Source organism: Streptomyces griseorubiginosus (genome assembly GCF_001514195.1).
In the GTDB taxonomy this organism is placed as follows: Bacteria; Actinomycetota; Actinomycetes; order Streptomycetales; family Streptomycetaceae; genus Streptomyces; species Streptomyces griseorubiginosus.
Window position 1 is genome coordinate 1,007,657 of sequence record NZ_KQ948736.1, and the last position, 13,413, is coordinate 1,021,069.

A 13,413-nucleotide genomic window follows, 5' to 3' on the forward strand; every position below is an offset into this window, starting at 1 on the left:
ACTCCTGGGAAGGAAAAGAACGGGGCATGCCGTTTGTTTCTAACTCTCCGTACACGATAACTCACCCCGCGGCGGCGCCCACCCGGCATTCGAAGGCCACCGACTCCCCTTGCCCTGCTACGACTTGTACGTCGGCGCCGCCCGCACCGCTCACCTCGATCCAGACCGGTCCGTCGACTTCGGTGAACTGGTGAAACGCGGCATGGAAGGAGGCGGGCACCGGGCCGTCCGGACCGCCGTGCGCCCGTGCGGCCTGGCGGGCGGCCGCCAGGAGGAGCATGCCGGGGACGTGGTCCAGCGGGTGGGCGAAGAAAACGGGGTGCGCGGTATCGACTCTGAGTCGCCGGCGGTCGGGACGACCGGTGGGCGACAGGAGCACGTTCGGCGCGCAGGGCCCGCCCCACCGCGCCGGCCGGTAACGGTTCCGGAGGCGGCCGGGGCGGCCGCAGAGCCCCCGCGTCGGCCGTGCGTCCCCCACGCATCCGGCGGTAGACGGCCTCGTTCGTCCAGCTCACGGCGATGCGACCGGTTCCGACGCATTCCGGGCCGAGGCGCACGACGGCGCCGTAGCGCAGTCCGGCGGGGCGGCCCGCGGGGCGGCGGACCGCGTCGACGGTGATGTCGACGACGGGCTCGGCGGGGGCGGCACCGACCGCCAGATGCTCGGGACGGGTGTCGACCCGCAGCTCCCGAAGAACGAACTGATGACCGATCAGGACCGTATAGGCGGCACGGGCGAGCCGTGCCCCGCACTGGCGGAGCGTTGCTGCCACCAGGAGCGGCTCATGGGCCGAGCGATCTGCCGACACGTGTAACCGGTGGGCACGCGGCCACCGGGCGGTGAGGGTGAAGCGGTCGGGTCCCGTCCTGGTCCAGCCGGTGAGAAGGGTCTCCGCGACGGACACGCGGTGCACGAGTTCACGGGGGACGGTTGCCGTCAGGGGCCTGGCCTCGGACGGGAGTTCCGCGAACTGCCGCGACTCTGGCATGACTCCCCCTCGTTCCCCCGAAGCGGTTCCACGGAGCGGTGACGGACGGCGAGGTGCCCGTGCCGATGAGCGATAGAGTACGAGGGATTCCGGTCTGTTTTCAATGTGACCTGATCGAGACCGGAAGAGACCCGACTCGGCTCATGGGAGGGGTACTTGTGGCGAGACAGGAGCGCGCCGTCAGGACACGCAGGACGATCGTGGAGGCGGCGGGCGCCGTCTTCGACGAGCACGGTTACGCGGCGACCACCATCGCGATGGTGCTGGAGCGGGCCGAAGTCACCAAAGGCGCCCTGTACTTCCACTTCCCCTCCAAGGAGTCCCTCGCCCAGGCGGTGCTGGATGAGCAGTTGTCGCTGGGGGACGTGCCGCCGCATCCGTGCAAGCTCCAGGAGATCGTCGACATGACGTTCGTCTTCGGGCACCGGCTGCGGAGCAACGCCCTGCTGAAGGGGAGCGTGCGGCTGACGCTGGACCAGTGCGCGCCACCCGGGGTCGATCACTCGGGGCCGTTCAGGCAGTGGAGCGACCGCGTGGTGGAGATGCTGCAAGACGCCCGGGACCAGGGCGAGTTGCTGCCGACGGTGCAGCTGCGGGACACGGCCGATCTGCTGGTGGGGGCGTTCTCCGGGGTGCAGCTGATGTCCCGGGCGCTGCACGGCCGGGAGGATCTGGGGCACCGCATCTCGGTCCTGTGGGCCCATCTGCTGCCGAGCATCGCGGTACCGGGACTGCTGAGCGGCCTTGACAGCCGGCCGGACCGGGGGACGCGGGTGCTGGCGTCGGCGGAGAGCGGTGAACTGGTAGGCGCCGAGGCGTGAGGTGCGGGACGCGCCGCCGGGTACGACACGAACGGGACGGGTCGGCCGGTGCTGCGCGCGCACCGGCCGACCCGTCCCTTCGGAGGCGGGAGGCTCAGAAGGTCAGCTTCCAACTGTTGAGCGTGCCCGTGTCCTGCGCGGCCGTGTCCTGGACGCGCAGCTTCCAGGTGCCGTTGGCGGTCTCGGAGGAGGCGTTCACCGTGTAGGTGGTCCTGACGTCGTCGGCGGAGTCCGAGGAGCTGGCCGCCTTCAGGCTGTACACCGTGCCGTCCGGGGCGACGAGACCGATCACCAGGTCACCGCGGTAGGTGTGGGTGATGTCGATGCCGACCTGGAGGGTGGAGGGGGCGTTGCCGCTGCGGCCGCTGACCGTGATGGGGGACTCGATCGCCGATCCGTTGTCCGGGATGGCGACGGCGGTGCTGCTGGAGAAGGTCGTGCCCGTCGTCGTACCGCCGCCGCTCACGGCCGCGACGGTCTTCGCCGCGTCCGCGAGACCCGCTCCGCAGCCGCCGGAGCAGGCGCCGGGCAGCGGACGGGCGTTGTTCTTGATCGCGGTCTCGATCTGCGCCGGGGTCAGCGCGGGGTTCGCCGACTTCACCAGGGCGACCAGGCCCGCGATGTGCGGGGTGGCCATGCTGGTGCCCTGGTAGTAGGCGTACGACTCCGAAGCGGGCGTCGAGGCACCGGAGTTGAGGGTGGACAGGATGCCGTTGGCGGTGCCGGTGCTGGTCTGGCCACCGGGGGCCGAGATGTCCACCAGGGACCCGTAGTTGGAGTAGGAGGCCTTGGCGCCGGAGCGGTTGGTGGCGGCGACCGAGATGATGTTGTTGCAGTTGCCGGGCGAGTGCCCGGAGACGTTCTCGTTGTCGTTGCCGGCGGCCACGACGACGGTCGTGCCGCGGCTGACGGCGTTGTTGATGGCGGTCTGGGTCGCCGAGGTGCAGGCGCCGTCGCCGCCGAGGCTCATGTTGATGACCTTGGCGACGTTGGTGTTGGCGGGCACGCCGGAGACGGAGCCGCCGGACGCCCAGGTGATGGCGTCGATGATGTCGGAGTCGTAGCCGCCGCACTTGCCGAGGACGCGCAGCGGGGAGATCTTCGCGCCGTACGCGATGCCCGCGACACCCTTGCTGTTGTTGGTGACCGCGGCGATGGTGCCGGCGACGTGCGTGCCGTGCCAGGAGGAGGTGGAGGCCGGGATGCCCGCGCCGCACTCGTTGGCCGCGTAGTAGTCGCCCGGGTCGGCCGGGTTGCTGTCGCGGCCGTTGCCGTCGACGGAGACCGCGGTGTCGGAGATGAAGTCGTAGCCGGCGACGATGTTCGCGGCGAGGTCGCTGTGGGTGACGTAACCGGTGTCGATGACGGCGACGGTGACGCCGGTGCCGGTGGAGGTGGTCCAGGCGCCCGGCACGTTCATGCCCGCCGTGGTCTCGAACAGGTCCCACTGCTTGGCGTACTCGGTGTCGTTCGGGTCGGCCTGCGGCTTGTTCAGGCGGTCCGGCACGACGTAGGCGACCTGCGGGTCCGCCTTGAACTCGGCCACGGCGTCGGCGACTTCGGCCGTGCTGGGGTTCGCGCCCAGGTCGACCAGGGCCGCCCCGGTGCCGAGTCTGCGCTGGAAGTCGGCGTCCTTGGCGGCGGCGTCGGCCTCGGCGGCCTTGTTCGAGGTGGCCTCGGCGGCACCGGACTTGTAGCCCACGATCAGGCGCTCGGCCTGGACGCCGGGAGCGGCCTCGGTGAGTGCGGCCGGGACGGCGGCAGCCTCGGCGGGGGCGTCCTGGGCGACGGCGACGGAGGCGGTGCCGACGGAGAGCAGGGCCGCGGAGACGGCGGCGGCGGATATCAGCTTCCGCCGGAGGGAGGGGGAGGTACGCAAGGATCTTGCCTTTCGTGGCCGTGCTCCGGGCAGCGCGGAGCGGCAGTCAGTTCGCTTCGGCGTCGAAGCGGCGTGGGGTGATGCCATGAGCGCGGTGGCCGGCCGGGCAGAGATGGGGGTGCGTGCGTGACCTGTTCGGGGTTACCTGTGGGTCAGCTGTGGTCGAACGATAGGCAAAGAGCTGGTCATGCGGATACAGGGGAAACCCTTGATGCGGCCGGGAACACCCCCTTCCCGATGGCCGGTTGACCGATGAAGGCCGCTTTGACCGCGTCTGCCCGCAGACGGAGGGGTGGCGGCGGTCAACAGGTCGCAGGCGAATTCCGGTACGCCGGCCAACAGGTCGCCGACGAACGCTCCGGTACGCGGATCAACAGGTCGCCGGCGAACGTTCCGGTGCGTCGGTGAACGTGCGGGGCCCGCGCCGCGTACTGCACGGAAGCCCGTCTTTCCCGCGCCGCCCGAGGAGGCGTTCCGGATGGCCCGGATGCCCTGGACCACAGCCCGTCGTACGAGTGCGGCGGTCGCCGCCCTGACTCCCTTCCTGCTGACCGTGTTCGCGGCGGCGCCCGCGCAGGCGCACGGCGCTCCCACGGATCCGGTGAGCCGGGTCTTCGCCTGCTCCCCCGACGGCGCCTCCACCGGCACCGCCGCGTGCCGGGCGGCCGTCGCGGCGAACGGCTCGCCCTTCACGGCGTGGGACAACCTGCGGGTCGCGAACGTGAACGGCCGGGACCGGCAGACGATCCCGGACGGCAAGCTGTGCAGCGGCGGACTGCCCGCCTACAAGGGCCTCGACCTGGCCCGCTCCGACTGGCCGGCGACCCGGCTGTCCCCCGGTGCGACGCTGACCATGAAGTACGTCTCGACGATCCCGCACACCGGCACCTTCCGGATGTACCTCACCGAGCCGGGCTACGACCCGTCGAAGCCGTTGAGGTGGTCCGATCTGCCGGAGCAGCCGTTCGCCGAGGTGAAGGACCCGGCGCTGACGAACGGGGCGTACCGGATCCGGATGACGCTGCCGAAGGACCGCACGGGCCGGCAGGTGCTGTACACGATCTGGCAGAACAGCAGTACGGCGGACACGTACTACTCGTGCTCGGACGTGGTGTTCGCGGCGGCGGCCGGGAAACAGGCCGGCGGGTCGGGCGCCGCCGCGTCCCCGTCGCCCTCGAAGGCCACGGAGAAGGAGGCCGCGAAGGAGGCGGCGAAGAAGGAGCCCGCGCGGAGTCCGACGGCGTCGGCTCCCGCGGTGCCCGCCACGCCGGCTCCCTCCGTCGCCGGGTCCGCGGCCGCGGCGGCCCCCGACTCCACGCCGGTGGCCGCCGACTCCAAGCCGTCCGCGCCCATGCTGGCGGGCGGCGCCGCCGGGGTGTTGGTACTCACCGGTGGCGCCGCCCTGGTACTTCGCCTGCGTCGGCGCTGAACTACCGGATCACGGAGTTCAGTTGACGTAGACCGCTTCGCCGCCCGCCGTCACCGGGCTGTACTTCGCGGTCCAGAAGCCGTTGGCGGGGCACAGCGAGGAACCGGAGGTGCGGGTGAACTGCTGGTTGGAGAACTTGATGCTGTTGTCGCTGTTGTCTGCGGTGCCGGAGAGACCGGCCGCAGCCTGGTAGACGCAGCTGACGCTGCCGAGCAGGGTGCGCAGCACGACGGTGGTCTGGATGGGACCGCTGGTCGGGGTCACGGAGACGGCGCCGCCGGAGGAGACGTCGGTGGTGTAGGCCAGGTTGTTCACCGTGATGCTGGTGACACCGAGGACGCCGATCACGTTCGAGGTGCAGTTGCCGAAGGTCTGCCCGGTCAGGGACTCGACGGCGGTGCCCGGCGCGGTCGGGTTGCTGCCCACCGTGGCGGTGAACGTGGAGGTGCCACAGGTGATGCCGCTGGTGCCGGTCGCGGTGGAGTAGAGGGTCGCGGAGGTGCCGCTCGCCAGGGACGCCGTGATGGTCGAGCCCTCGGCGACGCTGGGGCCGCCGACGGTGCCGGTGGTGAGGACCGCGACGTCGTCCGCGGCGGCGGGGGCGGAGGCGGCCACGGCCACGGGGAGCGCGAGGGCGGCGGCAGCGGCGGTGAGGGAGACCAGAGAACGCATACGCATGCGGGATTGCCTCTTTCATGAGGTGAGGGTGGGTGAGGGGGGAGCGCGGACGCATGGCGGCGTCCGCCGTTGCCGACCCGTCACGCCTTCTCCGTACGTGACGGACCGGCAACGGCAGCCGGCCGGTGACCGGCCGAGGCCCTATGGGGGAGGGCTCCGGTCGGGCCGGGCGGGAGGTGGCCGGCCCGATGCGACCCCAGGGGGGAAAGCGGTCGCACGGGTGCCGGTGGAGGGTCGAACTCGGGCGGTACAGAGCCCGTGAGGGACAGATGGTCCGGGAAAGCGGACAGGTACCGCCCGAAGGCTTGGATCCGGCGCCACGGATCCGGGGGAAGCCAGGAGAGTTGTAGACCTGATCATCCGTCAACGTCAAGGCGTTGTAAGGCAGTTGATCTTCAATTCGCGCTTTTTTCTGCATGTCGGGCCGTTGTGGATCACGGATGGCACATAATCAACACCCTTTACTCACAACTTGCTTGACCCATGAGCGTAACCGCCGGTAACTTCCGTGGCGTTACTGCGGAGTACGCACCGGAAAGCCCTTGCAGCCGCCGGGAGGTGTGAAGGGGCGTGCACCGCAGCCGATGTCCGCGCCAGGACACCGAGCCACTGAAGCCGCACATCCGCACGTGAGCCCCACTTGCGTTGACTAAGTCCCTGGGAGCAGCACATGGCCTCGTCCGTCGGCAACACCTTCGAGACCCCCGAAAGCGGTTCACCACAAGTCCCCGACGGCTCCGCGAGACGCGGACGGGTCCGGGGCCGCCGGGCCGCGATCATGGCGGTGCCGGCCGTCGCGATCACGGCGGGTCTCGCCATCATGACCGCCGAGGGTGCGCTCGGAGTCCAGTTCGCCATCTCCGGCATGCCGTTCACGGTCACCGCGACCGAGCTCAACGGCACCGGGTTCGAGCAGTTCGGCGGCCTCGACAACATGGCGGACAACAGCCCGAACGCCGGTGACACCGGTGGGCAGGTCCTCGTGATGACCTCCGCCATCAAGAACGCGACCCTCACCAAGCTGTGCCAGAGCGTCGACCTCGGTGGCACCAACCTGCTCATCAAGGCGGGCCAGGGCACCAAGAAGGTCGAGGCGACCGACCTCACCACGGACTCCACCGAACTGTCCGGTGACGCCTCCTTCAACAACATCGAGATCGGCAACGACGCCAGCACCCTCACCAAGGCGGGCGTCAAGGGTCCGCTCGGCGTCTTCAGCCAGCAGGCCGACACGGTCTACATCGCCAACCTGCGGCAGACCAACTACGCCACCACGGCGGGTGTCTTCAAGCTGCCCGGCCTCAAGATGAGCTTCAGCAGCTCGGGTTGCTGATGGAGAGCCAGGGGCCGCTGGACGGCCAGGAGCCGGTGGACGGCGGCCGGCCCGTCGACGGAGGACAACCTGCCGTCGAACAGGACGCGTTCACCCGCTGGGTGTACGGACGCCCCTTCTGGGGTGGGCTGTGGCTCACCCTCGGCGGGGCCTGGATCCTGCTCACCATGAAGGCCTCGATCAAGGTCGTCATGCATGTCGGGATGCAGGGGGTGGCGGGCTATCTCCTGCCGACCCTGATGCTCCTGGTGGGTCTGCTGATCCTCTTCAGCCCGGGGCAGCGGCTGTTCTACTCGATCGTCGGCGTCCTGTGCTCCATGGGCACCTGGCTCACCTCGAACCTGGGCGGCTTCATGGTCGGCCTCCTGCTGGGGGTCGTGGGCAGCGTCCTCACCTTCGGCTGGCTGCCCGAGCAGGACCAGCGGGTGAGCCGCCGCGACCGGCGCAAGCAGGGGCAGCGGACGGCGCAGGACGGACCGTCGTACGACACCGACCGGCCCGGCGAGGGCGCAGGCACGGCCCCGATGGCCACGGGCACCCCGCAGACCGCGCAGTGACCCGAACCCAGCGTTAGCCCCACCCCCGCGGACCGCCGGATCCGCACCCCCTCCCGGGACCGAACCGCGCAGGCACCACCCGCTACACCGGGCAGCCTGCGCGGTTCGCCGCGTTCGCCCTGGGCGCCGCTTTGGCCCGGGGCGCCGCGTTCACCTCGGGTGCCGCGTTCGCCGTGGGCGCCGTGGGCGCCGTGGGCGCCGTGGGCGCCGTGGGCGCCGTGGCCTCGGCGCATCCTGGTCGTCTCGCGGACCCCGCCGACGCGGACCCGCGAAGTCACCCCCGCTCCCTTCCCGAACCACACCGCGCAGACACCGACCGCCTCACCCACCGGGCAGCCTGCGCGGTTGCACGCGTCTCCCCCCGGCGCCGCACCCGACGAACCACCCGGCAGCCCGCAGTCACCCCCGCACCCTCCCCCGCACCGCACCGCACCGCACCGCGCAGAGACCACCCCGCACCACCCCCACCACCCCGCACCGCGCGGACGCCGCCCCTCACACCCCGGGCAGCCTGCGTGGCTCGACGCGTTCCTCTCGGGTGCTGGTGCCGTCGCGGGTGACGGTCCAGGCGGACTTGCCGGGGATCTCCGTGACGGCCTCGACGAGTTCGGTGCCGCGGTAGACGAGGCCCACGCCGTCGTCCGTGCAGTGGGTCTCGGGCAAAGTGCCGTCCGCCACGAGCCGGTGGACCAGGGGGCGGCGGCCGGGGTCGCTGTCGTAGTGCACCCCGTTGCCGTACGGCAGAAGGCCCAACCCGTCGGTTAGCGGGCGGAGTTCGGGGCCGTACGAGTCGGTGGTGCCGCCCTGGAACCAGCACAGGGAGCCCGCGCTGACACCGCTCAGCACCACGCCGGACTCCCATGCCCGGCGCATGATCCGGTCGAGGCCGTGGACCCGCCACACGGCGAGCAGGTTCGCCGCGGAGCCGCCCATCACCCACACCACGTCCTGCTCCAGGACGGTGCCCTCGACGTCGTCCAGGTTGGGCATGGGGAAGAGATGGAGCGGGGTGAGGTCGAAGCCGGCCACCCGGGCCGCCTCGTGCATCCGGGACGTGAAGTGCTCGGCGTCCCCGATGGCCGTACCGACGTACATCACGCGCGGTCTGCGCCCGTGGACGCCCGACAGGTCGACCGCGTGGTGCACCAGCGCGTGGAAGGACACCATGGTGCGGCCACCGGCGCGGTGACCTCCGGAGGTCGCGACGATCGTCGGTTCTGTGGCCATTCACGTGATCCTAGCCAGCGGCACCCGCCCGCCGCCGTCACCCTCCGCCGCCCTTCACTGCCCTCCGTCGGAAAGATCATTACGATGCGGAACCGAGAAGTCACTACAAGGGGCTGATCACTTGACTACCGGCGGTCACACGCGGTTGGCTCCTGGCCAGTGAAAGTTCAAACGGTCGACGCGCCCGCGTTCCGGCCGTCCTTTCGCGTTCCGCCTGCTCGGCCGCACAGCGAGGTGCCGCACCCATGAACCCTCCTCCCCCACCTCGGGCCCGCTCCGGATTCCTGTCCGCCGCCGCCGTGGCCTGCGTCGTCGTCCTGCTGCTCACCGGCTGCTCCGGCTCCGGCTCCGGCGACACGGGGCTCGCCGCGGGCACGGACGGCGCGGGCACCGCACGGATGAAGATCGCCCTGCTCACCCACGCCGGCAAGGACGACGCCTTCTGGGAGCTCGTGCGCAAGGGAGCCGCCACCGCCGCCGCGAAGGACGGTGTCGAGCTGACCTACGCCAACGACTCCGACCCGGCGGGCCAGGCCCAGCTGGTGCGGGACGCGATCGGCGACCGCGTCGACGGCATCGCGGTGACCCTGGCCAAGCCGGCCGCCATGAAGGCACCGGTGGCCGCCGCCCTCGCGGCGGGCATCCCGGTGGTCGGTCTCAACTCCGGTATCGACGCCTGGAAGTCGCAGGGCCTGCTCGAGTACTTCGGCCAGGACGAGAGCGTCGCCGGCGCGGCCGTGGGGAACAAGCTGAACGGCCTGGGGGTCAAGCACGCGCTGTGCGTCATCCACGAGCGGGGCAACGTCGCCCTGGAGGCGCGCTGCGCCGGCGTGAAGAAGACGTTCGGCGGCGAGACCGAGAACCTCTACGTGGAGGGCACCGACGCCGACGCGGTGGACGCGGTGCTCACCGCGAAGCTGCGGCAGGAGCCCGGGATCGACGAAGTCGTCACCCTGGGCGCGCAGTTCGCGCTGGACGCGGTGGGTTCGGTGAAGGCGGCGGGCAGCAGGGCCCACGTCGCCACCTTCGACCTCAACAACGACCTGGTCAAGGCGATCCGCGCCGGGAACGTACAGTTCGCGGTCGACCAGCAGCCGTACCTCCAGGGCTACCTCGCGGTGGACTCGCTGTGGTTGTACCGGCACAACGGCAACATCAGCGGGGGCGGCGTGGCCCCCGTGCTCACCGGGCCCGCCTTCGTCACCCGGACGAATGTCGCAGCCGTCGCGAAGTTCGCCGCCGCCGGCACCCGTTGACCCCTACCTCGGGAAACCCCTCCCCCTGACCGCCCAAGGACGACCATGCCCGACCGGAAAGGTGCCCGGCGCCGCCTCGGTTCCATACGTCTCTCCCTCATCCTGCTGGCGCTGGTGCCGAGCGTGACGCTCGCCGCCATGTGGGGTGTGACGACCACGCAGTTGTTCTCGGAGGGCCTGCGGCTGCGCTCGCAGACGGATCTCAGCCGGTCGACCGGCGCGATGGGCACCGAGACCACGCTCGCGCTCCAGGGGGAGCGTGCCGCCTCCGCCGCCTGGCTCACCGGGGTGCCCGGCGCGCGGGCGGTGCTGGACCGCAAGCGCGCGGACACCGACAAGGCGGTGGCCCAGCTCGTCGGTCACTCCGACCAGATCCAGCAGGCGCCCGCGCGCGTCGCCGACAAGCTGTACTCGGTCCTCGGCTCGGTCGGCAGCCTGGAGTACTACCGCGGCCAGGTGGACCACCCCACCGACATCACCGCCGAGCAGGCCCTCGACCAGTACACGTCGATCATCGACGACCAGATCCACGCCTTCCAGCAGCTCTCCCAGGTCGACGACGGCGACCTCACCTCGCAGGCCGGTCCGCTCGTCGCCCTGGAACACGCGGCCGAGCTGACCTCCCAGGAGGACGTCGAACTCACCCTGGCCTGGCCCTCCGGGCACCTCGGCGAGAAGGACTGGGAGGAATTCGTCCAACTGGTGAACACGCGCCGCTGGCTGGTCGAGGACCAGATCGTGCCCGCGCTGAGCGGCAGCGCGAAGACACAGACCGAGCAGATCCTCGCGAGCGAGGACTGGCAGACCCTGCTGTCCGTCGAGGACCAGGTGCTGGCCGCACGGCCGTCCGACGGCACGGGGCAGGTGGCCCTGCCGAACGCGCGCAAGCGGTGGACGGCCGCGGTGGCCGAGGTCTCCGTCCGCTACAGCGCCCTGATCCGGCAGCAGACCTCGGGACTGCTGACCAGGAGCGCGGACAAGGCCCACGAGCAGCTCCTGACGGCCGCCACGCTCAGCGCCGCCGGACTGATCGCGCTGCTGATCTGCCTGGTCATGTCGTGGCGGATCACCCGTTCGCTGTCCCGGCGCCTGCGCGGCCTGCGGATGGCCACGCTGGGTCTCGCGCAGGAGCGGCTGCCGGACGTGGTGGCGCGGCTGGAGCGGGGCGAGAAGGTCGACGTGGACAGGGCCGCGCCGGAACTGGACTACGGCCCGGACGAACTCGGCCAGGTGGCCAAGGCGTTCAACACGGCACAGCGGACGGCCGTGGAGACCGCCGTCGAACTCGCCGACACCCGGCGGGGGTTCCAGAAGGTGATCCTCGGGATCGCCCGGCAGAGCCAGAACCTCGTCAACCTCCAGCTCAGCAGGCTGGACACGCTGGAGCGCGAGCACCAGGACCCGGACGTCCTGGCGGGCCTGTACGAACTGGACTCCACGGCAAGCCAGTTGCGGCGGTACGAGGAGAACCTGGTCATCATCAGCGGCGGGCAGCCACGACGCAGCTGGACCGAGCCGGTCGCGCTGATCGACATCCTGCGCAGCGCGGTGGGCGAGGTCGCCGAGTACCAGCGGGTCGAGGTGCACACCGACGAGGAGGTCTGCCTGGCGCCGCCCGCGGTCGCGGACGTGATCCACCTGCTGGCCGAGCTGATCGAGAACGCCACGCTGTACTCCCCCGCGCCGAGCCCGGTCGGGGTGCGGGCGGGGCTGGTCGCCAAGGGGCTGGTCGTCGAGGTCGAGGACCGGGGGCTCGGCATGTCGGAGGAGGAGTACGCCTCCTTCAACACCCACCTGGCCGAGGCGCCCAAGTTCGACGTGGTCGCCCTCGCCGACGACCTCCGCCTCGGCATGTTCGTCATCGCCCGGCTCGCCAACCGCCACGGCATCCAGGTGACGTTGCGGTCCTCGCCGTACGGGGGGACGACGGCGATCGTGCTGATCCCGCACGAGATCGTCGTACGGGACGAGGCCGGGGCGGACGCTTCGGGCGCCGCCGGTGCGACGGGCTCCGCCGGTGCGACAGGCTCCGGCGGTGCCTCGTACGGCGACCCGGGTGCGGCGGACGGGCTCGCGGAGGTGTCGAGCGGCCCCGCGAGGACGGCGCGCGCGGCGGGAGCCGGCCGTACGGCGGGCACGGCGGGAGCGGGCCGTACGGCGGGCACGGCGGCCGGTGCCGGTACGACGGACTCCACGGCGCTCCCGAGCTCGCCGGACACGGCGGGGGCGGAGCACGGCGGGGTCCCGGCGGCTGCCGGGGAAGGCGGCACGAACGGCGAAGACGGCATGGGCCGTTCCTCGGGCACGGTCGGCCCGGACGCGGCGGACTCGGCGCGCGCGCAGGACGCTCAGGGCGCGCAGAACCCGCAGGACGCCCACGGTGCCGGGGCCGCTGTCACCGCCCCCCGGGCCGACGGGCTCGCCCCGCTGCCCCGGCGGGTGCCGCAGACCAGCCTCGCCGTGGAGCTGCGGGAGGAGGCCCCGGACGCCGGTGCGGAGGAGTGCGACACCGAGGACTTCACGGCGGACCACGCGGCCTCCTCGCTCGCCGGGTTCCAGCGTGGCACCCGACGCGCCCGCGACGAGGACGACGCCCTCGACGGCCCGCAGGACCCGGAGGGTTCGCAGGATCCGGAGAGCTCGCGGGACCCGGTCGCCGACAGCGCCGCAGCCGACGTACCGAAAGAGGTCACCGCGTACGGGACGGACCCGCTCGGCACCCCCGGCGACCGCGAGCCCCCCGAAGGCCCCCAGGACGCCCCGCAGGACCCGGCCGTCGCCGCCCGCGGTCCCCACACCGATCGCTCATGAAGGACACGCCATGACACGCCCCACCCCCGCCACGCACACCCAGCTGGACCAGCTGCTCACCGGACTCGTGGAGCGGGTCGCCGACGTGACGCAGGCCGTCGTGCTCTCCGAGGACGGGCTGGTCGTCAGCAAGTCCACCGGGTTCCTGCGCGACGACGCCGAGCGGCTGGCGGCGACCGCGTCCGGTCTGATGAGCCTCAGCAAGGGCGTCAGCATGGACTTCCGGGGCGGCCCGGTGCGCCAGGCGCTCATCGAGATGGCCAACAGCTTCCTGATCCTGACCTCGGCCGGGCCCGGCGCGCACCTCGTCGTCCTCACCGGGCCGAACGCCGATGTCGGTGTCGTGGCGTACCAGATGAACATGCTGGTGAAGAAGATCGGCGAGCACCTCAGCGCGGCACCGCGGGCCGGCATCGGCCCCACCGGCGGGTGA

Annotated in this window: 11 protein-coding genes and 1 pseudogene; 7 read left to right on the forward strand and 5 right to left on the reverse strand. The window is 71.5% G+C overall.

The features are described from left to right. Positions 1-61: 61 nt before the first annotated feature. Both AQJ54_RS47580 and AQJ54_RS47585 read right to left on the reverse strand, forming a co-directional pair. Positions 62-478: an AfsA-related hotdog domain-containing protein gene (locus tag AQJ54_RS47580; RefSeq protein WP_346265461.1), complete on the reverse strand. Its 417-nt coding sequence runs from the start codon at positions 476-478 to the stop codon at positions 62-64. 100 nt (positions 479-578) lie between these two features. After that, positions 579-989 (reverse strand): annotated as a pseudogene (locus AQJ54_RS47585) (AfsA-related hotdog domain-containing protein); the annotation flags it as partial. A gap of 158 nt (positions 990-1,147) precedes the next feature. On the opposite strand from AQJ54_RS47585, the gene AQJ54_RS17095 reads away from it, so the two are divergent. Next, positions 1,148-1,810: a ScbR family autoregulator-binding transcription factor gene (locus tag AQJ54_RS17095; RefSeq protein ID WP_062238251.1), complete on the forward strand. Its 663-nt coding sequence runs from the start codon at positions 1,148-1,150 to the stop codon at positions 1,808-1,810. A 94-nt stretch (positions 1,811-1,904) separates the two neighbouring features. Here the strand turns inward: AQJ54_RS17095 and AQJ54_RS17100 are convergent, their stop codons facing one another. Next, the gene (locus AQJ54_RS17100) at positions 1,905-3,689 is read right to left on the reverse strand and encodes a S8 family peptidase (protein WP_062238253.1); all 1,785 of its coding nucleotides are present in this window, start codon (positions 3,687-3,689) and stop codon (positions 1,905-1,907) included. Positions 3,690-4,176: 487 nt separating this feature from the next. On the opposite strand from AQJ54_RS17100, the gene AQJ54_RS17105 reads away from it, so the two are divergent. After that, positions 4,177-5,118 carry a lytic polysaccharide monooxygenase gene (locus AQJ54_RS17105; RefSeq protein WP_062238695.1) on the forward strand — a complete coding sequence of 314 codons (942 nt, stop codon included), beginning with the start codon at positions 4,177-4,179 and terminating at the stop codon, positions 5,116-5,118. Positions 5,119-5,136: 18 nt separating this feature from the next. Here the strand turns inward: AQJ54_RS17105 and AQJ54_RS17110 are convergent, their stop codons facing one another. Further along, the gene (locus tag AQJ54_RS17110) at positions 5,137-5,796 is read right to left on the reverse strand and encodes a hypothetical protein (RefSeq protein ID WP_062021874.1); all 660 of its coding nucleotides are present in this window, start codon (positions 5,794-5,796) and stop codon (positions 5,137-5,139) included. A gap of 670 nt (positions 5,797-6,466) precedes the next feature. On the opposite strand from AQJ54_RS17110, the gene AQJ54_RS17115 reads away from it, so the two are divergent. Together AQJ54_RS17115 and AQJ54_RS17120 are read left to right on the forward strand one after the other, a co-directional pair. Further along, entirely contained in the window at positions 6,467-7,129 is a 663-nt protein-coding gene (locus AQJ54_RS17115; RefSeq protein WP_062021876.1) for a DUF6230 family protein, read from the forward strand. Beyond that, on the forward strand, positions 7,129-7,686 hold the full coding sequence (locus AQJ54_RS17120; RefSeq protein WP_062238255.1) for a DUF6114 domain-containing protein: 558 nt from the start codon (positions 7,129-7,131) through the stop codon (positions 7,684-7,686). Before AQJ54_RS17115 ends, AQJ54_RS17120 begins: the two co-directional genes overlap by 1 nt. Before the next feature lie 495 nt (positions 7,687-8,181). Here the strand turns inward: AQJ54_RS17120 and AQJ54_RS17125 are convergent, their stop codons facing one another. Continuing rightward, positions 8,182-8,913 carry a Type 1 glutamine amidotransferase-like domain-containing protein gene (locus tag AQJ54_RS17125; protein ID WP_062238257.1) on the reverse strand — a complete coding sequence of 244 codons (732 nt, stop codon included), beginning with the start codon at positions 8,911-8,913 and terminating at the stop codon, positions 8,182-8,184. A gap of 245 nt (positions 8,914-9,158) precedes the next feature. Between AQJ54_RS17125 and AQJ54_RS17130 the strand changes: the two genes are divergently transcribed. From AQJ54_RS17130 to AQJ54_RS17140, 3 genes are read left to right on the forward strand one after another with little or no spacing between them, the layout of a single operon-like run. Further along, a complete protein-coding gene (locus tag AQJ54_RS17130) occupies positions 9,159-10,169 on the forward strand; it encodes a substrate-binding domain-containing protein (protein ID WP_062238259.1) in 1,011 nt (336 codons plus the stop codon). A gap of 45 nt (positions 10,170-10,214) precedes the next feature. Then, positions 10,215-12,980, forward strand: a complete 2,766-nt coding sequence (locus AQJ54_RS17135) for a sensor histidine kinase (protein WP_062238261.1) — start codon at positions 10,215-10,217, stop codon at positions 12,978-12,980. Between the two features lie 10 nt (positions 12,981-12,990). Beyond that, positions 12,991-13,413 carry a roadblock/LC7 domain-containing protein gene (locus tag AQJ54_RS17140; protein WP_030313681.1) on the forward strand — a complete coding sequence of 141 codons (423 nt, stop codon included), beginning with the start codon at positions 12,991-12,993 and terminating at the stop codon, positions 13,411-13,413.